We start from the raw sequence: 20038 nt of genomic DNA on the forward strand, positions 1-20038 counted from the left end.
GGCGTCCGGCAGGTCAAGGGCTTGCCTGTCTATCCGCGCAGCCGTTCCTCGCTGCTCTTGGCGTCTTAAGAAGATAGCTGCCTATATTGGCGGGTCACGCGTACCTGCTTCTCGCCAGTCGAGGTATCCTTCTCGTCATTTATTGTGCGTTGCACGCATTTTGTATGTGTTGACAATCGTTTGCCTCCCCATAACTTGACGGTGGGTTGGGAGAGCAATTGCAAACATAACAATTGAGAGCATTGAGACGCGAGTTGTGCGCTCCGTCACGCTCCGCGCCTGCGAAGGGGCGTGGAGAGCCTGGGGCCAGCTGCTGCGCCACGATGTCGCGAGCCGGTGGGAAACCCCGGCAGGGGGCGAAAGGGCTTGGGATGATGGGGCTGATTTCTCGGCGCGCCATTGCGGCTGCGCTCGGCTTTGCGACGACACTGCCGGTCTTCGTGACGATGATTCCTTACAGAGCAAGCGCACAACAGGCCACGCCGGCACCGGCGGGGCGGGTGGTGGAGCTGCCCATCGTGCAGGTGGTGGATACGTCTCCGCTCGCAGGCGCCGGGATCGCCGCGGACAAGGTGCCCGGTGCGGTGTACGGGGTGAGCGCGCAGGATTTTCAGCGCCTCTACACCTTCTCCGTCACGGACGGGCTGTTTCAATATATTCCGGGCGTGACCACGTCGGACGTGCAGGGCAACCCGTTCTTTCAGGACTTCCGCTATCGCGGCTTCGCCGCCTCGCCGTTGCAGGGCACGCCGCAGGGCATCGCCGTCTACCAGAACGGCATCCGCCTGAATGAAGCCTTCGGCGACACGGTCAACTGGGATCTCGTCCCGACCATCGCCATCGACCGCGCCGACGTCTATGCCAACAACCCGGTCTTCGGCCTGAACGCGCTCGGCGGCGCCGTCTCCATCCAGATGAAGAACGGCTTCACCTATCACGGTCTGGAGGGCACCATTCAGGGCGGCTCGTTCGGTCAGGTCGGCGGCTCCGTCCAGTATGGCATCGAGAAGGACGGCGTCGGCCTCTATGTGGCGGCGGATGCGCTGCGCGAGGACGGCTGGCGTCTCCAGTCACCCTCCGAGCTGGTGCGCTTCTATGGCGATCTCGGCTGGAAGGGCGACAAGGGCGAGGTGCACATCACCGCCCAGCTCGCCCGCAACAGTCTGGGCGTGATCGGCCCGACGCCGGTGGAGATGCTCGCGTTCGACAATGCCTCGGTCTACACATGGCCGCAGACCACCACCAACGCGGTGGGGGCGCTGGCGCTGAACGGGAAATACGATCTTTCCGACGCCTGGCAGCTGCAGGGCACCCTGTATGTGCGGCGGTTCAAGCAGGCGCATGTGGATGGCAACGATGCGGAGCTGGAAGGGTGCAGCGCGCGCTGGAATCCGACCATCCCGTCCGGGCGCCTGTGCCTGGAGGAGGATGATTTCACAGGTCCCCCCGGCGGCGGCACCGTGGCCTCGAACCCGCTCTATGCGGCGTTCCGCAGCCAGATGGTCCTCTACAACCAGCTCGGCCAGACCGTCCCCTTCGCATCGCTGCCGGACAATGTGCTCTATGGCGTGATCAACCGCACCAACACCGAGACCACCACCACGGGCGGCTCGGTACAGGCGGTGAGCAATGCGCCGCTGCTCGGCCACGGCAATCACTTCGTGATTGGCGGCAGCGTGGACTACAGCACCATCAACTTCCAGTCCTCCGCCGAGCTTGGCCTGACGGATGTCAACACGCTGGGCGTTTCCGGGCTTGGCGTCATTCTGGCGAACAGGCCCAACACGTCCCTGCCGTCGGAATATGTGGTCACATATCTGCCGGTGAACCTGAACGCCACCACCACCTATTACGGCCTCTACGCCACCGATGCCTTCGACATCACCGACCGCCTGACCTCCACCTGGGGGGCCCGGCTGAACATCGCGCGCATTTCCATGAGCGACGGCAGCGGCATCAGTCCGGAGCTGAATGGCGATTACACCTTTTCCCGCGTCAACCCGATGCTGGGCCTCACCTACAAGCTGACGCCCGACATCAGCCTGTATGGCGGCTATTCGGAATCCAACCGCGCGCCGACGCCTCTGGAGCTGAACTGCGCCGATCCGAACCGGCCGTGCATTCTGGAGAATTCGCTGGTTGCCGATCCGCCGCTCAATCAGGTGGTGTCGCACACCTATGAGGCGGGCCTGCGCGGCCGCCATGGGGCTCTGGGGGGCCTCGTCGACTGGAAGGTCGGCTTCTACCGGACCGACGCCGACGACGACATCATCGCGCTGGCGAGCCCGCAGACGGGCTATGGCTATTACACCAACGTGCCGAGCACGCGCCGGCAGGGCTTTGAGGCCAGCGTGCAATATGCCTCCGGCCCGTGGATGTTCTACGCCAATTACAGCTATATCGACGCCACCTTCCAGTTCTCCGGCGCGCTGTCCTCGCCCAACAATCCGTCCGCCGTGGATGGCGAGGTTTTCGTGACGCCGGGCGACCATATGCCTGGAATCCCCACCCAGACGCTGAAAGTCGGCATGGATTACATGATCACGCCGCAATGGAAGGTCGGCGGCGACATCATCGCGGCCTCCAGCCAGTATTATGTGGGCGACGAGGCGAACCAGAATCCGAAGCTTCCGGGCTACTGGATCGCCAATATCCGGACCTCCTACCAGATCACCCGGAATTTCCAGGTGTTCGCGCTGGCCAACAACATCTTCAATGAGAAATACGCGACCTATGGCACGTATTTCGACACGGGCTATCTCGGTCTCAACAATCCGGAGATGCAGACGCCGGGGCAGCCCCTCGCTGTCTATGTGGGCGCCCGGGGGACGTTCTGAGAGGCGCGGGGAGGGGGAGACGGTTGTTTCCCCCGACCGCAGCACGCTGAAGACGGCCGCGCGCGTGACAGAACTCCGTGTCGCGAGCCGTCGGGACGACGCGTGAACGCGATGGGGAACCGCATAGGGAAATCGATGGGGAGTGTTTCGGGTGCGAGTATCGCTAAACCCGAGAAGTAAATGGCGCGCCCGAAAGGATTCGAACCTCTGACCCCCAGATTCGTAGTCTGGTGCTCTATCCAGCTGAGCTACGGGCGCGTTTCCCTTTGGAGATCAAGGACGAAGCACTGGGCTTCACCACGATCCGGAGGCTGGACCTCCGAGGGCCCGCTGCGGTGTTCCGTCAGCGAGGGTTCGTCAGTTACTGCCTTTTCGAAGGCATGGCAAGCCCGATCGCCGTCAAACTGTCATCCGCAACACCGGCCTGTGGACAGCGCAGGGCGCAAAGCCATGATCTTCCGTCTGGCCCGCTCGCCTAGGGCGCGTCAGGCGCGGGCGCGCTGGGCGCGCTGGCGCAGTTCGATGGGACGGTCGGGCAGGGAAATGAGGAAGGTGGCGCCCAGCGTGCCGTCCAGAAGCCGCAGCTCGCCGCCATGGGCCCGCACCAGCTCGTCGGCAATCGGCAGGCCGAGGCCGGTGCCGCCCGGCCGGGCAGACGCCTGGAAGGCCGCGAACAGGCGGTCCCGCAGCTGCGGCGGGATGCCGGGGCCGGTGTCGGAGAGTTCGATCTCCACCACCGAGCCCACCCGGCGGGCGCTGATGCGGATCTGGTCGCGCTCCGGCGTGTTGGGCGCGCGCGCCTCCAGCGCCTGCCGCGCGTTACGGGCGATGTTCAGCAGAACGCGGAACAGCTGGTCCGGATCTGCGTCCGCCCACAGATTGCGCTCCACCGCCGCCACCCAGCCGATGGGCGCGGCCTCGCTGAGGCCCAGCGTCTCGCGCACCTCGGCGATGAGGGCGGCCACGTCCACCTCGCGGCGGTCGGGCAGGGGCTCCTGCGCGCGGCCGTAGGAGAGGGTCTGCTGGCAATAGGCGATGGCCCGGTCGAGCGCCGCCATGAGCTTGGGGGCGAAGCGCTGCACGGCCGGATCGGGAATGGACACCAGACGGTCCGAGATGAGCTGGGCGGAGGCCAGCAGGTTGCGCAGATCGTGGTTGATCTTGGACACCGCGAGGCCGAGGGCGGCCAGATGGGTCTTCTGGGCCAGCGTCTGCGCCAGCTCGGTCTGCATCTCGGCCAGCGCCTCCTCGGCCACCCCGATCTCGTCGCCACGGCCGGAGGGCACGATGATGCGCGAGGCATCCTCGGGCGCCTCATGGAAATCGGACATGCGCCGGGTGAGCTGGCGCATGGGGCGCACGAACATCCAGTGCAGGCTGGAATAGATCAGCACGCCCACCAGCACGGCCACCACCAGCGAGATGCCGAGCAAGGTGGCGGCGAAGCGCAGCATGGCGGTGCGCAGCGGCGTCTCGGCGATGACGATCTCAAGGAACTCGCCGCCGCGCGGTGCATCGCCCACCACGCGCAGGGTGCGGCCATTGCCGGCGCAGAGCGTGTCGAAGGCATCCGCCACCGCCCGCCAGAGCGTGGTGTCGCGGGTGTCCACATGGTGGTCGATGGGCGGAGGCATGTCCGACATGGCGAGCAGGCGCCGCGTGTCCTCGCGCTTCACCACCACCACCTTGGCGCCGACGCTCTGGAGGAGCTGGCGGGTGAGGTCGGCGGGGATGGTGTCCTCCGGCGCGGCATCGAGCACGAGGGCGGCGATCCGCGCGGCGGCGAGGCGGTCGGAAATCCAGGCCAGACGGTAATTGGCCAGCGCCGGCACGAAGATGGCGATTTCCGCCAGCGTGACGAAGACGACGGTCAGCACCAGCAGCTTTCCGGACAGGCCGAAGCGCACCCGCCGTTCCGCGGCAGGCTGTGCGGTCGTCCTGGTGCCTTGCTGGTCCACTGGCAGTCCCACGCCCTCTCCTACGCGCAACCATAGGGAAATGGATGCGCGCTGACTCGCGGCTACGTGAAGAAAGGGGCGTTTTGGTGTGCGAATGCGAAAAAGACGTTCGCAGGCGGAGGTATCCCCGCTTCGAAATAGTTCATGCCGTTAGGGAATTGTCCGCGCCGGGGAGGCGGAAACAGTGTTCCGGGGGCTATTCCTCTTCGCCGAAGCGATCGGCGACCAGCGCCTCGAGGGCATCCAGCACCGCCTCGGCCTGATTGCCGGTAGCCGTGACCACCACGCTGGTGCCGGGGGCTGCGGCGAGCATCATCAGGCCCATGATGGAATTGCCGCCCACCGCCTCGCCATTGCGGCAGACGGTGACATGGGCGTCGAAGGCTTCCACCTTCTGCACGAACTTGGCGGACGCCCGCGCGTGCAGGCCGCGCTTGTTGATGATGGGCAGGCGCCGCACCAGCGCATTCTCCGCCGCCGGCACCCCGCAGGCGGCTTCCACCTCGGCGGGCTGCACCTCGGCGGGCTTCGCGTCCGCGTCAGCGAGGGGCTGCGGGCTATTTTCCGGCAAGGACGCGGCTTGCGACATTGATGTATTTCCGGCCCGCTTCCTGGGCGATGTTCACCGCCTCGGCCAGCGGCAGCTCGCCGCGCACCTTGGCCAGCTTCACCAGCATGGGCAGGTTGATGCCGGCCACCACTTCCACATCCGGTGCGTTCATCACCGAAATGGCGAGGTTGGACGGGGTGCCGCCGAACATGTCGGTGAGGATAACCACACCCTGTCCGGATTGCACTTGCGCGACAGCGTCAATGATATCGTGCCGCCGACGCTCCATGTCGTCGTCGGGACCGATGGTCACGGCCGCGATCTGGGTTTGCGGACCCATGACGTGCTCCAGGGCGGAGCAGAACTCAGCGGCCAGGCGGCCATGGGTGACGAGCACAAGACCGATCATGTTGCCTCCGCCTCCACCTCTTCAAGGGTGAAGGCCTTCCCGCCCAGCGGGGAAGCCATATTCAGAGCGGCTCAAAAATTACGCAAGGGGTGCAGCGCACAATTGCATTACATATTGTTCATCGCTTCGGTGGCCAATGCGGCCGCCAGCACCGGCACAGGGTCCGCACCCTCCGGCAGTGCGATCCGGAAAAGCGTTACGCTTTCAAGGCTTGCGATCTGTGCCTCTGGCATGGGCAGCCGCATGGCGTCGGTCGCACACAGATCGACCAGCCATTTAACCTTCACAGAAAAAAGATGGGGAACCCGGCGCAGGCCGAGGTAGCGCACCTCGATGAGGCCGGCCAGCGCCTCCGGCGGGCGGGCGATCAGGGCGCCATCGGCTACCGCGAGGTGCACCCGGTCGTCCGCCACCAGCCGGGCGGGGGGGAGCGAACGGGGCGGGTCGAGCATCAGGCGCAGCGCGAGGGTGGACTTGCCCGAGCCGGACGGACCGCGGATCAGCACCCCCGTTTCGCCCACCGCCACGCAGGTGCCGTGGATGCTGGCGCCTGCGGGGGAGGGGGCGGGCGTGGTCACGGCTCAGCCGTTGGGCAGGCGGACGACGAAGCGTGCGCCCAGCACCTTGGCCTCGCTCTCGCCGGCCTCGGCGGGAGCGGTGCGGTTCTCGGCCCAGATCTGCCCGGCATGGGCCTCGATGATCTGCCGCGAGATGGAGAGGCCGAGGCCGGAATTCTGCCCGAAGCCCTGATGGGGGCGGTCGGTGTAGAAACGCTCGAAGATGCGGGAGAGGGCGTCCGGCTGGATGCCCGGCCCCTCGTCCTCGACGATGATCTCCGCGCCGGTCTTGGTGCGGCGGCAGAGCACGCTCACCGTGCCGCCCTCCGGCGAGAAGGAGCGGGCGTTGGAGACGAGATTGTCCACCACCTGCCCGAGGCGCGAGGCGTGGCCGGCGAGGGTGAAGTCGGCGGGCGCGCCCTGCGCGCGCTCGAAGGCGAGGGTGACGTTGACGCCGTCATCCTCCTTGCGCACGTCCTGCGCCATGCCGACCACCATCTCCAGCAACTGCTTGAGATCGACGCTGGCCGCCTCCTGCCGCTGCAGCTCGGCGTCGAGCCGGCTGGCGTCGGAAATGTCGGAGATCAGGCGGTCGAGGCGCTTCACATCGTGCTGGATCACCTCCATGAGGCGATTGCGCGAATTCTCCGTCTTGGCCAGCGGCAGCGTCTCCACGGCCGAGCGCAGGGAGGTGAGCGGGTTCTTCAGCTCGTGCGAGACGTCGGCGGCGAAACTCTCGATGGCCTCGATGCGGTTGTAGAGCGAGGAGGTCATGTCGCGCAGGGCGCCGGACAGATGGCCGATCTCGTCGGCGCGGCCGGTGAAATCGGGGATCTCCACGCGGGTCTTGATGCGTCGACGCACGCGCTCGGCCGCATCCGCCAGCTTGCGCACGGGGTCGGCGATGGTGCCGGCCAGCAGCACCGAGAGCAGCACCATGACCACGGCGGCCACGAGGAACACGCGCACGATGACGAAGCGCTCCGCCTCCACCGCCTCGTCGATCTCGCCGCCCTGGGTGGAGAGCAGCAGCACGCCGAGGATGGCGCGGAAGCGCTGGATGGGCACCGCCACGGACACCACCACCCGGCCGCGATCATCCACGCGCACGGCGCTGGCCTTCTGGCCGAGCGCGGCGGAGGCGACCTCGGGATAGTCGCGCCCGCTCTGGGGGCCGAGTTCCTTGTAGAGCGGCAGGTCGCCGCGTCCGACCCAGCCCTGCAGGCCGCGCCATGCACGCTCCAGCAGGCCCGGCGCGGGCTGGGTGGGCGGGGGCAGGTCGAAGCGTAGGATCTCGCCCTTGGAATAGAGCGAACGCGAGTCCAGCAGCATGATGCCGTCGCGGTCGTAGATGCGCGCGCGGGTGCGGGTCGGGCCCACGAGGCGGCGCAGCACCGGGGCCACGCGCTCGGGATTGATGGGGAATTCCAGCGGCGCGAACCCCTCTTCCGAGGGGCCGTAGCTCTCGCCCGCCTGCAATTCCAGCAGGCGTTCGGGGTCGATGGTGATGGCGTTGGTTTCCACCTGCGCGGAGGCGGCAATCGCACCGGCGATGATCTCGCCCTGCACCAGCAGGCTCTGCACGCGGGCGTCGATGAGGCCGGCGCGGAATTCGGACAGATAGAGGATGCCCGAGACGAGCGCGCACAGCCCCGCCAGATTGAGCAGGACGATGCGCCGCGTCAGGCTGGAGAAGCTCTTGAAGGCCACGAAGCGGCGCACCCGCCGCAAGGTGGCCAGGATCCCGAGGCCGCGCTTGGGGGTGGCTTCCGGCCCCTGGCCGGCATTGGGACGGTCAGGCCCCCGGCCGGCGATCTGTTCTGCGGCGTCGGTCATCAGATGAAGCGCACTCCGCGCTCGCTCCCAGGCTCTGTCAGAGAACGGTCAGCGGTCTGGACGGCGGTGCCATCCAGACCACGCGCGCCTCAGGTTTCCTTGAAGCGATAGCCGACGCCGTACAGCGTCTCGATCATCTCGAAATTGTCGTCGGCCGACTTGAACTTCTTGCGCAGCCGCTTGATGTGGCTGTCGATGGTGCGGTCGTCCACATAGACCTGGTCGTCATAGGCCGCGTCCATGAGGGCGTTGCGGCTCTTGACCACGCCGGGGCGCTGGGCGAGCGCCTGCAGGATCAGGAATTCCGTGACGGTGAGGACCACCGGCTCGTTCTTCCAGGTGCAGGTGTGGCGCTCGGGGTCCATGCGCAGCAGGCCGCGCTCCAGCACCTTGGCGCTGTCGGTCTCGCGCGGGACGGAGCCATCCTTGGCGCCGACGCGGCGCAGGACGGCCTTCACGCGTTCCACCAGCAGGCGCTGGGAGAAGGGCTTCTTGATGAAGTCGTCGGCGCCCATCTTGAGGCCGAAGAGTTCGTCGATTTCCTCATCCTTGGAGGTGAGGAAGATGACCGGCATGTCGGTCTTCTGCCGCACACGGCGGAGCAGTTCCATGCCGTCCATGCGGGGCATCTTGATGTCGAAGATGGCGAGATCGGGCGGGTTGGACTTGAAACCGTCCAGCGCCGAGGCCCCATCCGTGTAGGTGTCGATGCGATAGCCTTCGGCTTCCAGAGCGATGGAAACGGAAGTCAGGATATTGCGGTCGTCATCGACGAGGGCGATCGTGGGCATGGCACCTCTTTCAGGCGTCGGTGTCGGTCAGGATCTCAGCCTCTGCGGTGAAGCCGGTTCGCGTGGCCGAAATGTGACACTGCGCCGATTTATACCTGCAAACTAGCTGGAAAAGCTTGAGTCGCCAAATGCCGCACATCTGCAAGGGTTCCAACGTGGCCGCTGCGCGCGGAGGTCATCTTGACAGCGCAGGGGGCGATCCCGAGACCCTGTGACCGCTTTCGGCGTCAGGAGGGGCTTATGGGTGAGGCAGTAACACGCGCGACGGCATGGATCCGCCGCCTGATGCGGGAGGCGCGCTTCGCCACCCTCGCCACGCTGGAAGAGACTGGCGCTCCCTACGCCTCCCTCGCCGCCGTGGCCCCCGATGCGGACGGCACGCCTGGGCTTCTGGTCTCGACTCTGGCCCGCCACACCCAGAACCTCGCCCGTGATGCGCGCGCCTCGCTGCTGCTGGTTTCCGGCGGTGCGGACCCCATGGATTCGCCGCGCGCCAGCCTGCTGGGCAAGGTGGTGAAGGCCGAGAGCCCGGACCTGCGCCCGCGCTATCTCGCCCGCCACCCCGGCGCCGCCCAGTATGCGGACTTCAAGGACTTCGCCTTCTACCGGCTGGAGATCGCGGAAGCGCATCTCGTGGAGGGCTTCGGCAAGGTGGTCACGCTGCCGGCCAAGGGGCTGCTGACCGACTGGAGCGGCGCGGAAGAGGTGCGCGAGAGCGTGGAGGGCGTCATCTCGCACATGAATTCCGACCATGCGGACGCCATCACCCTTTACGCCACCCGCCTGCTGGGCGAGCCGGAGCGCGAGGGCGGGGACTGGCAGATGCTCGGCCTCGATCCCGAGGGCTGCGAGATCGCGCATGGGGAAAAGGTGCGACGTTTGGACTTCCCGCAGCGCGTAACCACGCGCACCGCAGTGCGGCAAGTCCTTGTGGAGCTTGTCTCGCAGGCGCGAGAGAAAATGTGATGAATTTTCAAACGATTTGAGTGCGTTCAAAAGAATAGACACGCGCCTTCACATCGCCTCATCCTGCCTGTCCTTATGTTTTCGGGGGAGTCTGGCCCGGCGGAACGCCGCCGGGTTGAAGAACGTTCCCCTCTCATAAGGCGGAGCCAGCGCTTTGAGGCCTGAGGCCCATGCGATCTGCGCTTTGCAATCCCCACACGCGCCCATCATGCCGCGCGCTTTAAGGAGGCATACCCGTGATCGAGACCGGACACCGCAACCCGCAGCAAGGCGCTGAGACCTTCGGCCTGAAGAACCTTGCCGGGGTGAACTGGAATTTCACGGAGCCCCAGCTTTACGAGCACGCCATCGCCAAGGGCGAGGCGCAGCTTGCGGCCGGCGGGGCGCTGGCCGCCAATACCGGCGTGCACACCGGCCGCAGCCCGAAGGACAAGTTCGTGGTGCGCGATGCGGCCACGGATGGCGAGGTATGGTGGGACAATAACGGCGCCATCACGCCCGAACAGTTCGAGACGCTCTATCAGGATTTCCTGAAAGAAGCCGAAGGCAAGACCCTGTTCGCGCAGGATCTCTACGGCGGCGCCGACCCGGCGCATCGCATCTCGGCTCGCGTCTATACGGAATATGCGTGGCACTCGCTGTTCATCCGCACCATGCTGCGCCGCCCCGAGCGCGCGGAGCTGGATGGCTTCGTCCCGCAGATGACCATCATCGACCTGCCCACCTTCAAGGCCGATCCGGCCCGGCACGGGGTGCGCTCGGACACCATCATCGCGGTGAACTTCTCCAAGGGCATCGTGCTGATCGGCAACTCGTCCTATGCGGGCGAGATGAAGAAGTCGGTCTTCACCTTCCTCAACTATCTGCTGCCAGCCAAGGGCGTGATGCCCATGCACTGTTCGGCGAACGTCGGCAAGGATGGCGACGTGGCGCTGTTCTTCGGCCTCTCCGGCACCGGCAAGACCACGCTCTCCGCCGATCCCGCGCGCACGCTGCTGGGCGATGACGAGCACGGCTGGAGCAAGACCGGCGTCTTCAATTTCGAGGGCGGCTGCTACGCCAAGACCATCCGCCTCTCCAAGGAAGCCGAGCCGGAAATCTTCGCCGCCTCCGACCGCTTCGGCACCATTCTGGAGAACGTCATCCTCGATGAGGTGACGCGCGTTCCCGACTTTGATGACGGGCGGCTCACCGAGAACACCCGCTCGGCCTATCCGCTCGACTTCATCCCCAATGCCAGCCCCACCGGGCAGGCGGGCATTCCGAAGAATATCGTGATGCTGACGGCGGATGCCTTCGGCGTCATGCCGCCCATCGCCCGGCTGACGCCGGAGCAGGCCATGTATCACTTCCTCTCCGGCTACACCGCCAAGGTGGCGGGCACGGAGAAGGGCGTGAAGGATCCGGAAGCCACCTTCTCCACCTGCTTCGGCGCGCCCTTCATGCCGCGCCATCCGTCCGTCTACGGCAATCTGCTGCGGGACCTGATCGCCGAGCACAAGGTGGACTGCTGGCTGGTGAACACCGGCTGGACCGGCGGCAAGTTCGGCGTGGGCCGGCGCATGCCCATCAAGGTCACGCGCACGCTGCTCACGGCGGCGCTGGACGGCTCGCTGAAGGATGCGGCCTTCCGCACCGATCCCTATTTTGGCTTCTCGGTGCCGACCTCGGTGCCGGGGGTGGAGCCGCACATCCTCTATCCGTCGAAGACCTGGGCGGACAAGGCGGACTTCGACGCCACCGCGCGCAAGCTGGTGGCCATGTTCCAGGAGAACTTTTCGAAGTTCGAGAGCCACGTGGACGCCACCGTCCGTGCCGCCCAGCCACACGTCCGCATCGCGGCGGAGTGATATCTTCAAGGGGCGGGCGATCCTCGCTGTTGCCCGCGTCCACCTTCAGGTTTCACCCTCTCCCGTGCGCGGGGGAGGGTTTTTTGTGTGTGGGGGCCTGTCCGCGCTCTTCTTACCCAAGTTACCCAAGCTCTTCGATTTCCCCTCTCCCGCTTGCGGCAAAGCGGGCTTTGCTCGCTCTGGCACCTGCCCTCCGATTTCACCCTCTCCCGCTTGCGGGGGAGGGCAGGGAGCGGGCCGCCGCAGGCGGATGTCGCGGCCTAACTCTCTTGTTGTCCTTCTGAATTCCGGCGCGCCCGTGCCCCCTCCCTAGCCCTCCCCCGCAAGCGGGAGAGGGGACCTGTCGTGCTGGTTGGGAGGCCGTGTCGGTTTCCGGGTGTTGGGGGCAGAAACGAGCCCGTGTCGCTGGGAGGAACCGGCAACCTCCATTCTCGTTGAAGGCGTGCCGCGCCATCGCGGTGCGCCCGAGACATCCCGCATGTCCCATATCCCCGCCGATGCGTCCCTCATTCCCGAAGCTCCGGCGTCCCCGAAGGCCGGCTCCATCTCCGCCCTCGCGCGGCTGAACTTCTTCCTCGCCGATGTCCGCGACGGGCTCGGGCCCTTCCTCGGCATCTATCTGGTGGGGCTCGGCTGGCAGGCCGATGCCATCGGCACGGTGATGACTCTGGGCGGCCTTGCCGGCATGCTCGCCACCACCCCGCTCGGCATGCTGGCCGATGCCACCCGCGCCAAGCGCGCCATGGTGGCGGTGCCTGCGGTGCTCGTGGTGGCGGCCTCCATTGTCCTGCTGCTCAATCCGACACTGGTAACGGTCGCGGTCTCACAGGTGGCCACCGGCATCGCAGGCGCGGCCATCGGGCCGGCCATTGCGGGCCTCACCCTCGGCCTCGTGGGGCAGGCGGGGCTCACCCGGCAGCTCGGCCGCAACGAAGCCTGGAACCATGGCGGCAATTTCGCCGCCGCGGGTCTTGCCGGCCTGTTCGGCTATTTCTACGGGATCACTGCGGTCTTCGTGCTCATGAGCCTGATGGCTGTGGGCTCGCTGCTCATGCTGGTCCGCATCCGCCCCCGCGACATCGATCATGATGCGGCACGCGGCCTCGATGCGGCGGAAGCGGGCGAGGGGCACCCCGTGCCCGGCTTCACGACCCTGCTGCGCAACGGCCCGCTGCTGGTGCTGGCGGTGACGCTCGGCCTGTTCCATCTGGGCAATGCGGCCATGCTGCCGTTGCTGAGCCAGGCAGTGGCGACCTCGGGCGCGTTCGATCCGGCGGCCTATGCGGCGGGCACCGTGCTGGTGGCGCAGGCGACCATGATCCCCATGGCGCTGCTCGCCGCGCGGCTGGCGGAAACGCGCGGCTATGGTCTCGTGATGGTGCTGGCGCTGGTGGCCTTGCCGGTGCGTGGGCTGATCGCCGGCTTCTGGCCCGATCCGCTCGCCATGCTGCCCGTGCAGGTGCTGGACGGGGTGGGGGCGGGGCTGCTGGGCGTGGCGACGCCCGGCCTCGTGGCCCGCATCCTCAAGGGCACGGGCCATGTGAATGCGGGGCTGGGGGCGGTGATGACCGTGCAGGGCATCGGCGCGGCGCTGAGCCCGGCCTTCGCCGGGCTGGTGGCGGCGCGCTTCGGCTATGCGCCCGCGTTTCTCTGCCTCGGCGGCGTGGCGGTGGCGGGTCTGGCCCTGTGGCTGGCCTGCCGACCGGTGGTGCGCGCCGCGTGCGAGGGAAGAGCCGTCAGCGGGTAGCGGTGCAGCCGGTGTCGAAGTCGGTGGTGCCGTAATTGCCGGGCTCGAGGAAGCGCAGCGAGGTGGGCATGGGCCCGCCTGGACGGCGGCACAGCGTGGCAGAGGCAGTCTGCACGGGCGCGTCCATGGCCTTCTCGTAGGCGACGACGGAATCCACCGCCATGGTGCTTTCGGTGACGCCGGGCGCCGCGCGGCCGAGATCCCCGAAGATGGAGGCGCTGCCCGCAACGACCAGGGCGCCCAGAATTACAACGTCCAACCGCATCACACGCTCCGTCGGCCCCCCGATGAGTTTGTATACTGCATTGCAGCATACTGTATCGCGTCGCACAACGCGGCTCAGCTCATGGCTTTTTCGTTTGCCCTGTGCCGGGTGCAGGGCTTGGCCGTACAACCGGGGATGCATGCCGGTGCGTTGCAGCGTATGTTACCCGCGCGCCGCGCATTGTCGCGGCATGCTGGAACTGCTACAAAGCGTCATGACCCGCTCACCCGTCCATGTCCCGCATCTGCCGATGGCCGCTTTCTGCGCCTTCGGGCATTTCGCGCGTACGACCATGGACTTCGCCGACGTGCCGGATCACGTCCGCCTGCCGGGCCGCTTCTTCGGGCGCTTTACCTCGTCGGCCCTCGGCCGACTTTGAGGCTGCGTTCCGGGTGCGCCTTTGCGCCCTGTGTCTTCCTTTTCCCTCGTTCCGACTGATTGCCCCGGCCATTCTGCGCGCGGGGTCCGTGCTCCTTAGGACAAAACCCATGAACGCCCCCGCCAGCGGCCCCAAGACCCTGTACGACAAGATTTTCGACGACCACATCGTCTCCCGGCAGGAGGACGGCACCTGCCTGCTCTATATCGACCGCCATCTGGTGCATGAAGTGACCAGCCCGCAGGCCTTCGAGGGCCTGCGCGTGGCCGGCCGCAAGGTGCATGCGCCCACCAAGACGCTGGCGGTGGTGGACCACAACGTGCCCACCTCCGACCGCTCGCAGGGCATCGACGATCCCGAGAGCCGCACGCAGGTGGAGACGTTGGCCGAGAACACCCGCGATTTCGGCATCGAATATTATAATGAGCACGATATCCGGCAGGGCATCGTGCACGTGATCGGCCCCGAGCAGGGCTTCACGCTGCCGGGCACCACCATCGTCTGCGGCGACAGCCACACCTCCACCCATGGTGCGTTCGGCGCATTGGCCCATGGCATCGGCACCTCGGAGGTGGAGCATGTGCTCGCCACCCAGACGCTGATCCAGAAGAAGGGCAAGAACATGCGCGTCACGGTCGACGGCACCCTGCCCGAGGGTGTCGGCGCCAAGGACGTGACGCTGGCCATCATCGGCACCATCGGCACCGCCGGCGGCACCGGCTATGTGATCGAATATGCCGGCGAAGCCATTCGCGGCCTCTCCATGGAAGGCCGCATGACGGTCTGCAACATGTCCATCGAGGGCGGCGCGCGCGCCGGCATGGTGGCGCCGGATGAGAAGGCCTACGCGTATCTCAAGGGCCGTCCCCGCGCCCCGACGGGTGCCGACTGGGACAAGGCGGTCGCCTATTGGGAGACCCTGAAGTCCGACGAAGGCGCTTTCTTCGACCGCGAAGTGCGGCTCGACGGCGCCAACCTGCCGCCCATCGTGTCGTGGGGCACCAGCCCCGAGGACGTGATCTCGGTCGAGGGCCTCGTTCCCGATCCGGCGGCCATCGAGGATGAGGTGCGCCGGGACGCCAAGCGCCGCGCGCTGGCCTATATGGGCCTCACCGCCGGCAAGAAGATCACCGACATCACCATCGACCGCGTGTTCATCGGCTCCTGCACCAATGGCCGCATCGAGGACATGCGGCAGGCGGCGGCCATCGTGGCCGGCCACAAGGTCAATGCGAATGTGAACGCCATGGTGGTGCCGGGCTCGGGTCTGGTGAAGGCGCAGGCCGAGGCCGAGGGACTGGACAAGATCTTCCGCGATGCCGGCTTCGACTGGCGTGAGCCGGGCTGCTCCATGTGCCTGGCCATGAATGCGGACCGCCTCGCCCCCGAGGAGCGCTGCGCCTCCACCTCGAACCGCAATTTCGAGAGCCGTCAGGGTTTCAAGGGCCGCACGCACCTCGTCTCGCCCGCCATGGCGGCGGCGGCGGCCATCGCCGGCCGCTTCGTGGACGTGCGCAGCTGGCCGAAGGGCTGAGCGCAGGCGCCAAGAACAAAAATGGCCGCGGAAAGGTTCCGCGGCCATTGAATGGTCGGCAATACTTCGGCCGTCATTCAGGTGCGCATGCGGCCACGACGGACAGGGCCGGGCACGCGCAGACCTTTGTTTTCAAAAGGGTCTTTGTCGCCAAAGGGCTGTTGTCGCCAGATGGCGGTGTCAGTTCAGACCGGCGATGGTCGCGGCGATGACGCCCGCGTTCGCTTCGTGAGGAGCCATGAACGCGGCGATACCGAGAAGGGACACCAAAGCGCCGGTGAGCGCAAGCTTGCGAAGCATATCACTCTCCAAGTTCCTGTCTGTAGGGGCAACGACGACTGCGGGTAATAGTTCCTTAACCACGAAGTCGTGTCTTCAACTTGAGCGAAACGTAACGGGCGATGTCGAAACTTTGTCTTTGCCGTGATGCTGGTCACGGCCTCGCGAGCGGCAGGGCGAAAGGCCCCGCCTGCGGGCGGCCTGTGAGAGGATTGCGCGCATGAGCGGCGGGCAGATCGACAACGTCTCCCTGTGGCGGACGCTGGAGGCGCCTTCTCTCGCCGAGATGGAGGTGCTGGCGGACGAGGTCTATGCCCGCCTGCCGGAGCCGTTCCGGCGGCTGTGCGACGGGATCATCATCAAGATCGAGGACTTCCCCACCGACGAGGTGCTGGAGGAGATGGAGGCGGAGACGCCCTTCGACCTGCTTGGGCTCTTCCAGGGCGTGGGGCTGGCGCAGGACGATGCGATGGCCCCCACCGGGCGGCTGCCGAACCTGATCTTCCTCTATCGCCGGCCCATCCTCGATTACTGGGCGGAGCATGAGGAGAGCCTGGGCACCATCGTCGCCCATGTGCTGGTGCATGAGATCGGCCACCACTTCGGCCTGTCGGACGACGACATGGAACGGGTGGAGGCGGCGGCGGACCTGTGAGGCCCGCCGGCAGACACATTCAGGGCCGGTGCGCCGGCCGTCACGGGATCAAGGCAAGGAGCGCCTGAGAATGGACAAGTTCACCAAGCTGGACGGCGTCGCCGCGCCGATGAAGATCGTCAATATCGACACCGATATGATCATCCCCAAGCAGTATCTGAAGACGATCAAGCGCACCGGCCTCGGCAAGGGCCTGTTCTCGGACATGCGCTACAATGCGGACGGCACGGACAATCCCGACTTCGTGCTGAACCAGCCCGCCTACAAGAACGCCAAGATCCTGGTGGCCGGCGACAATTTCGGCTGCGGCTCGTCCCGCGAGCATGCCCCCTGGGCGCTGCTGGACTTCGGTATCCGCTGCGTGATCTCCACCTCGTTCGCCGATATTTTCTACAACAACTGTTTCAAGAACGGCATCCTGCCCATCGTGGTGTCGAAGGACGACCTCGACAAGCTGTTCGACGATGCGGATCGCGGCGCCAACGCCACGCTGACCATCGATCTGGCGGCGCAGGAGATCCACGGCCCGGACGGCGGCACGCTGAAGTTCGAGATCGACCCCTTCCGCAAGCGCTGCCTGCTGGAGGGCCTCGACGACATCGGCCTCACGCTGGAGAAGAAGGCCGACATCGGCACCTATGAGAGCGCGAAGCAGGACAGCCAGCCTTGGCTGTGATTCAGGTCCGGCTTTCCACGGGCGAAAACCGTGACATCTGTTGCAAAGGCGCCGCTCGCGGCGCCTTTTTTCGTTTCCTGAGGAGAAAAAGTGCCGGATCGGGGCAAAAAGCGGCTGCGGTGCAAGCCTGAAGTCACTGTTCTGCCTTTCCTATCGGCTTAAACTGAGCCGCAATCCCGCGCGTCCCGCGTCATTGGCCTCCCTCCGGGGGGGCGGGTTGCCCCCGCCATATCGCAGCGCCCGGAGGATTGCCCGTGCACCATGAAATGCCGCTTGTCGCCACCATCGTGGGAGCCATCGTACTGGCTTTCGTGTTTGGCACGGTGGCGCAACGGCTGCGCGTGTCGCCTCTGGTGGGCTATCTGCTGGCCGGTGTTCTCGCCGGGCCGTTCACGCCGGGTTTCACCGCCAATCCCGAGATGGCGCTGGAACTGGCCGAGATCGGCGTCATCCTGCTGATGTTCGGCGTGGGCCTGCATTTCTCGCTGGCCGATCTGCTCTCCGTCAAAGCCATCGCCATTCCCGGCGCCATCGCGCAGATCGCCGTGGCGACCCTGCTGGGCATGGCGCTCGCCTATTTCATGGGTTGGGGCATCGGCGGCGGCCTTGTGTTCGGCCTCTCGCTCTCGGTGGCGAGTACGGTGGTGCTGCTGCGCGCCTTGCAGGAACGGCGTTTGCTGGAGAGCGAGCAGGGCCGCATCGCGGTCGGCTGGCTGATCGTGGAAGACCTCGCCATGGTGCTGGCGCTGGTGCTGCTGCCGGCGCTGGCGGAAGTGCTGGGCGGCAAGGCGGCGACCCATTCGCAGGCGGAGATGCTGTTCGGCACCTCCAGCATCTGGGCGACGCTGGGCCTGACCATGGCCAAGGTGGTGGCCTTCGTGGCGCTCATGCTGGTGGTGGGGCGGCGCGTCATTCCCTGGCTGCTGGACATGGTGGCGGGCCTGGGCTCGCGCGAGCTGTTCCGCCTCGCGGTGCTGGCCATCGCGCTCGGTGTCGCCTACGGCTCGGCCAAGCTGTTCGATGTTTCCTTCGCGCTCGGCGCCTTCTTCGCCGGCATGATGCTGAGCGAGTCGCCGCTGTCCCATCGCGCGGCGGAAGAGACGCTGCCGCTGCGCGACGCCTTCGCGGTGATGTTCTTCGTCTCCGTGGGCATGCTGGTGGATCCCGGCATCATTCTGCGCAGCCCGATCCCGCTGATCGTGGCCCTGCTGATCGTGCTGGTGGGCAAGTCGCTGGCGGCCTTCGCTCTGGTGCGATTGTTCGGCTACGGCAAGACGACAGGGCTCACCATTTCCGCCAGCCTCGCGCAGGTGGGCGAATTCTCCTTCATTCTCGCCGCGCTGGGCGTGGAGCTTGGGCTGCTGCCGCAGGAGGGGCGCGACCTCATCCTCGCCACCGCCATCATCTCCATCCTGCTCAACCCGTTCTTCTTCATCGCGCTCGACAAGATCAAGCCGATGCTGGTGAAGGCCAAGCCGGCCTCCGCCGCCACCGCAGCCGCGACCCCGGCCGAGCCCGAGCCGGACGCCGCCCTCGTGCCCACGGCCAAGAGCAACCATACGGTGCTGGTGGGCTATGGCCGCGTGGGCCGGCTGGTGGCTGCCGGCCTTGAGACCGCCGGCACCCCCTTCCTCGTCATCGAGGATCAGGAGGATTCGGTGGATATGCTTCGCGAGGCCGGCATCGAGGTGATCGCCGCCAACGCCGCCCTTCCGGAGGCGCTGAACGCGGCCAACGTGGCCGGCGCCCGCCGCCTCATCCTGGCCATTCCGGACGGCTTCGAGGCCGCCCGCGTGCTGCGCAAGGCGCGCGCGCTGAATGCCGAACTTGACATCATCGCCCGCGCCCATTCGGACGCCGAGGTGGAGAATCTGCGCGAGAACGGCGCCGGCTTCATCATCATGGGCGAACGCGAGGTGGCGCGCGGCATGCTGGGCCACGTCTTCGGCCTCGATGGTGCGGCCAGCGAGCAAGAAGCGCACGGCACGGCTGCGCCCGAAGATGCGCCGCTGGCGGCCGTGGTGATGGCGGACGGGGAGGCGGTGCCGCTGGATCAGCTCACCACCCTGCCGCCGGACGCGGGCGTGCTGCCGGACATTGGCGACGTGCTGGCTGGCGGCCCGCCGGAGGAGACATTGGCCGAGCCGGAAGGCAGCGCCGTGCCGGAGAGCGCGGGCGCGCGGGAGCAGGAGCGGGCGGTGCCTGTCGCCTGAATGTGAGGTGTATTGCCACCCTTTGCCCCATCTCGCCCGGATGCCTGCGCGCGAAAGGCAGGGATGCGCGAGGGAAGGGGGAGATCGGTGCCGTTTGAGGGGGTGTTCACCGTTGACGCGCGGCCCTCCCACCCCTATAAGCCGGACCCGAACTCGGGCGGCTCTGCCTCCTGGGGCCCTGCCTTATTCCCGGTTTGAACCCTGCGAGGGGTTCAGGGAAGCGCCGGCGGCACCGTCCTCGGACGGGCAAGGGCTCAGGAAAGTGCCGTCGGGCCAGTCCGGTCTTCCGTCCGCGGGGATCGGGCACCGGCTCAACTGACATCGGGCCATCGGCCCAGACTTGAAATGACGGCCCTGCCTTCCGGCGAGGCCCGACACATCCGGAGACAAGACCCGTGAAGCGCACTTATCAACCGAGCAAGCTCGTGCGCAAGCGTCGGCACGGCTTCCGTGCGCGCATGGCGACGAAGAACGGCCGCAAGATCATTGCGTCGCGTCGCGCGCAGGGCCGTCAGCGCCTGTCGGCGTGAGGCGTG

At 66.6% G+C, this 20038-nt stretch carries 17 protein-coding genes and 1 tRNA gene; 10 read left to right on the top strand and 8 right to left on the bottom strand.

Translation table 11 applies throughout. From position 1 onward, the window contains the following. The first annotated feature begins 371 nt into the window (after positions 1-371). Complete coding sequence (locus IEW24_RS21635) at positions 372-2837, top strand: TonB-dependent receptor (protein WP_188582539.1); 2466 nt, start codon at positions 372-374, stop codon at positions 2835-2837. 181 nt (positions 2838-3018) lie between these two features. Here IEW24_RS21635 and IEW24_RS21640 read toward each other — a convergent pair. The 7 genes from IEW24_RS21640 to IEW24_RS21670 all read right to left on the bottom strand — a co-directional run bounded on the left by IEW24_RS21640 (position 3019) and on the right by IEW24_RS21670 (position 8938). Beyond that, positions 3019-3095: transfer RNA gene (locus IEW24_RS21640), tRNA-Arg, on the bottom strand. Between the two features lie 227 nt (positions 3096-3322). After that, a complete protein-coding gene (locus IEW24_RS21645) occupies positions 3323-4807 on the bottom strand; it encodes a sensor histidine kinase (protein WP_244644590.1) in 1485 nt (494 codons plus the stop codon). Positions 4808-4991: 184 nt separating this feature from the next. Further along, complete coding sequence (locus tag IEW24_RS21650) at positions 4992-5279, bottom strand: HPr family phosphocarrier protein (RefSeq protein ID WP_244644602.1); 288 nt, start codon at positions 5277-5279, stop codon at positions 4992-4994. 73 nt (positions 5280-5352) lie between these two features. Further along, on the bottom strand, positions 5353-5754 hold the full coding sequence (locus tag IEW24_RS21655) for a PTS sugar transporter subunit IIA (protein WP_188582544.1): 402 nt from the start codon (positions 5752-5754) through the stop codon (positions 5353-5355). 107 nt (positions 5755-5861) lie between these two features. Further along, positions 5862-6332 (bottom strand): HPr kinase/phosphorylase, encoded by a 471-nt coding sequence (locus IEW24_RS21660; protein ID WP_188582546.1) that lies wholly within the window; start codon positions 6330-6332, stop codon positions 5862-5864. A 3-nt stretch (positions 6333-6335) separates the two neighbouring features. After that, on the bottom strand, positions 6336-8147 hold the full coding sequence (locus tag IEW24_RS21665; protein ID WP_188582548.1) for a sensor histidine kinase: 1812 nt from the start codon (positions 8145-8147) through the stop codon (positions 6336-6338). A gap of 89 nt (positions 8148-8236) precedes the next feature. Beyond that, positions 8237-8938, bottom strand: a complete 702-nt coding sequence (locus IEW24_RS21670) for a response regulator transcription factor (RefSeq protein ID WP_188582550.1) — start codon at positions 8936-8938, stop codon at positions 8237-8239. 240 nt (positions 8939-9178) lie between these two features. Here IEW24_RS21670 and IEW24_RS21675 point away from each other — a divergent pair, with 240 nt between their 5' ends. The 3 genes from IEW24_RS21675 (at position 9179) to IEW24_RS21685 (ending at position 13501) form a co-directional block, all read left to right on the top strand. Continuing rightward, a complete protein-coding gene (locus tag IEW24_RS21675; RefSeq protein WP_188582551.1) occupies positions 9179-9904 on the top strand; it encodes a HugZ family pyridoxamine 5'-phosphate oxidase in 726 nt (241 codons plus the stop codon). A 236-nt stretch (positions 9905-10140) separates the two neighbouring features. After that, positions 10141-11754 (top strand): phosphoenolpyruvate carboxykinase, encoded by a 1614-nt coding sequence (locus IEW24_RS21680; RefSeq protein ID WP_188582552.1) that lies wholly within the window; start codon positions 10141-10143, stop codon positions 11752-11754. Positions 11755-12232: 478 nt separating this feature from the next. Beyond that, positions 12233-13501, top strand: coding sequence for an MFS transporter (locus IEW24_RS21685; RefSeq protein WP_188582553.1), 1269 nt, complete (start codon positions 12233-12235; stop codon positions 13499-13501). Here the strand turns inward: IEW24_RS21685 and IEW24_RS21690 are convergent. Continuing rightward, positions 13491-13766 (bottom strand): hypothetical protein, encoded by a 276-nt coding sequence (locus IEW24_RS21690; RefSeq protein ID WP_188582554.1) that lies wholly within the window; start codon positions 13764-13766, stop codon positions 13491-13493. The genes IEW24_RS21685 and IEW24_RS21690 overlap by 11 nt on opposite strands. A 214-nt stretch (positions 13767-13980) precedes the next feature. On the opposite strand from IEW24_RS21690, the gene IEW24_RS21695 reads away from it, so the two are divergent. The 6 genes from IEW24_RS21695 to rpmH all read left to right on the top strand — a co-directional run bounded on the left by IEW24_RS21695 (position 13981) and on the right by rpmH (position 20032). After that, positions 13981-14145 carry a hypothetical protein gene (locus IEW24_RS21695; RefSeq protein WP_188582694.1) on the top strand — a complete coding sequence of 55 codons (165 nt, stop codon included), beginning with the start codon at positions 13981-13983 and terminating at the stop codon, positions 14143-14145. 109 nt (positions 14146-14254) lie between these two features. After that, on the top strand, positions 14255-15679 hold the full coding sequence (gene leuC, locus IEW24_RS21700; RefSeq protein ID WP_188582556.1) for a 3-isopropylmalate dehydratase large subunit: 1425 nt from the start codon (positions 14255-14257) through the stop codon (positions 15677-15679). Between the two features lie 499 nt (positions 15680-16178). Next, a complete protein-coding gene (locus tag IEW24_RS21705) occupies positions 16179-16613 on the top strand; it encodes a metallopeptidase family protein (RefSeq protein WP_188582558.1) in 435 nt (144 codons plus the stop codon). A 70-nt stretch (positions 16614-16683) separates the two neighbouring features. Then, positions 16684-17289: a 3-isopropylmalate dehydratase small subunit gene (gene leuD, locus IEW24_RS21710; protein WP_188582560.1), complete on the top strand. Its 606-nt coding sequence runs from the start codon at positions 16684-16686 to the stop codon at positions 17287-17289. 254 nt (positions 17290-17543) lie between these two features. Continuing rightward, positions 17544-19502 carry a YbaL family putative K(+) efflux transporter gene (gene ybaL, locus IEW24_RS21715; protein ID WP_188582562.1) on the top strand — a complete coding sequence of 653 codons (1959 nt, stop codon included), beginning with the start codon at positions 17544-17546 and terminating at the stop codon, positions 19500-19502. Positions 19503-19897: 395 nt separating this feature from the next. Continuing rightward, the gene (gene rpmH, locus IEW24_RS21720; protein ID WP_188582564.1) at positions 19898-20032 is read left to right on the top strand and encodes a 50S ribosomal protein L34; all 135 of its coding nucleotides are present in this window, start codon (positions 19898-19900) and stop codon (positions 20030-20032) included. Positions 20033-20038: the final 6 nt, after the last annotated feature.

This window comes from Azorhizobium oxalatiphilum (assembly GCF_014635325.1).
Lineage (GTDB): Bacteria > Pseudomonadota > Alphaproteobacteria > Rhizobiales > Xanthobacteraceae > Azorhizobium > Azorhizobium oxalatiphilum.

Bases quoted from the DNA above. Each gene is read 5' to 3' on its own strand.
- IEW24_RS21635 (WP_188582539.1), top strand. From the start codon at position 372: ATGATGGGGCTGATTTCTCGGCGCGCCATTGCGGCTGCGCTCGGCTTT.
- IEW24_RS21655 (WP_188582544.1), bottom strand. From the start codon at position 5,754: ATGATCGGTCTTGTGCTCGTCACCCATGGCCGCCTGGCCGCTGAGTTC.
- IEW24_RS21665 (WP_188582548.1), bottom strand. From the start codon at position 8,147: ATGACCGACGCCGCAGAACAGATCGCCGGCCGGGGGCCTGACCGTCCC.
- IEW24_RS21670 (WP_188582550.1), bottom strand. From the start codon at position 8,938: ATGCCCACGATCGCCCTCGTCGATGACGACCGCAATATCCTGACTTCC.
- IEW24_RS21675 (WP_188582551.1), top strand. From the start codon at position 9,179: ATGGGTGAGGCAGTAACACGCGCGACGGCATGGATCCGCCGCCTGATG.
- IEW24_RS21685 (WP_188582553.1), top strand. From the start codon at position 12,233: ATGTCCCATATCCCCGCCGATGCGTCCCTCATTCCCGAAGCTCCGGCG.
- IEW24_RS21690 (WP_188582554.1), bottom strand. From the start codon at position 13,766: ATGCGGTTGGACGTTGTAATTCTGGGCGCCCTGGTCGTTGCGGGCAGC.
- IEW24_RS21695 (WP_188582694.1), top strand. From the start codon at position 13,981: ATGACCCGCTCACCCGTCCATGTCCCGCATCTGCCGATGGCCGCTTTC.
- leuC (WP_188582556.1), top strand. From the start codon at position 14,255: ATGAACGCCCCCGCCAGCGGCCCCAAGACCCTGTACGACAAGATTTTC.
- IEW24_RS21705 (WP_188582558.1), top strand. From the start codon at position 16,179: ATGAGCGGCGGGCAGATCGACAACGTCTCCCTGTGGCGGACGCTGGAG.
- leuD (WP_188582560.1), top strand. From the start codon at position 16,684: ATGGACAAGTTCACCAAGCTGGACGGCGTCGCCGCGCCGATGAAGATC.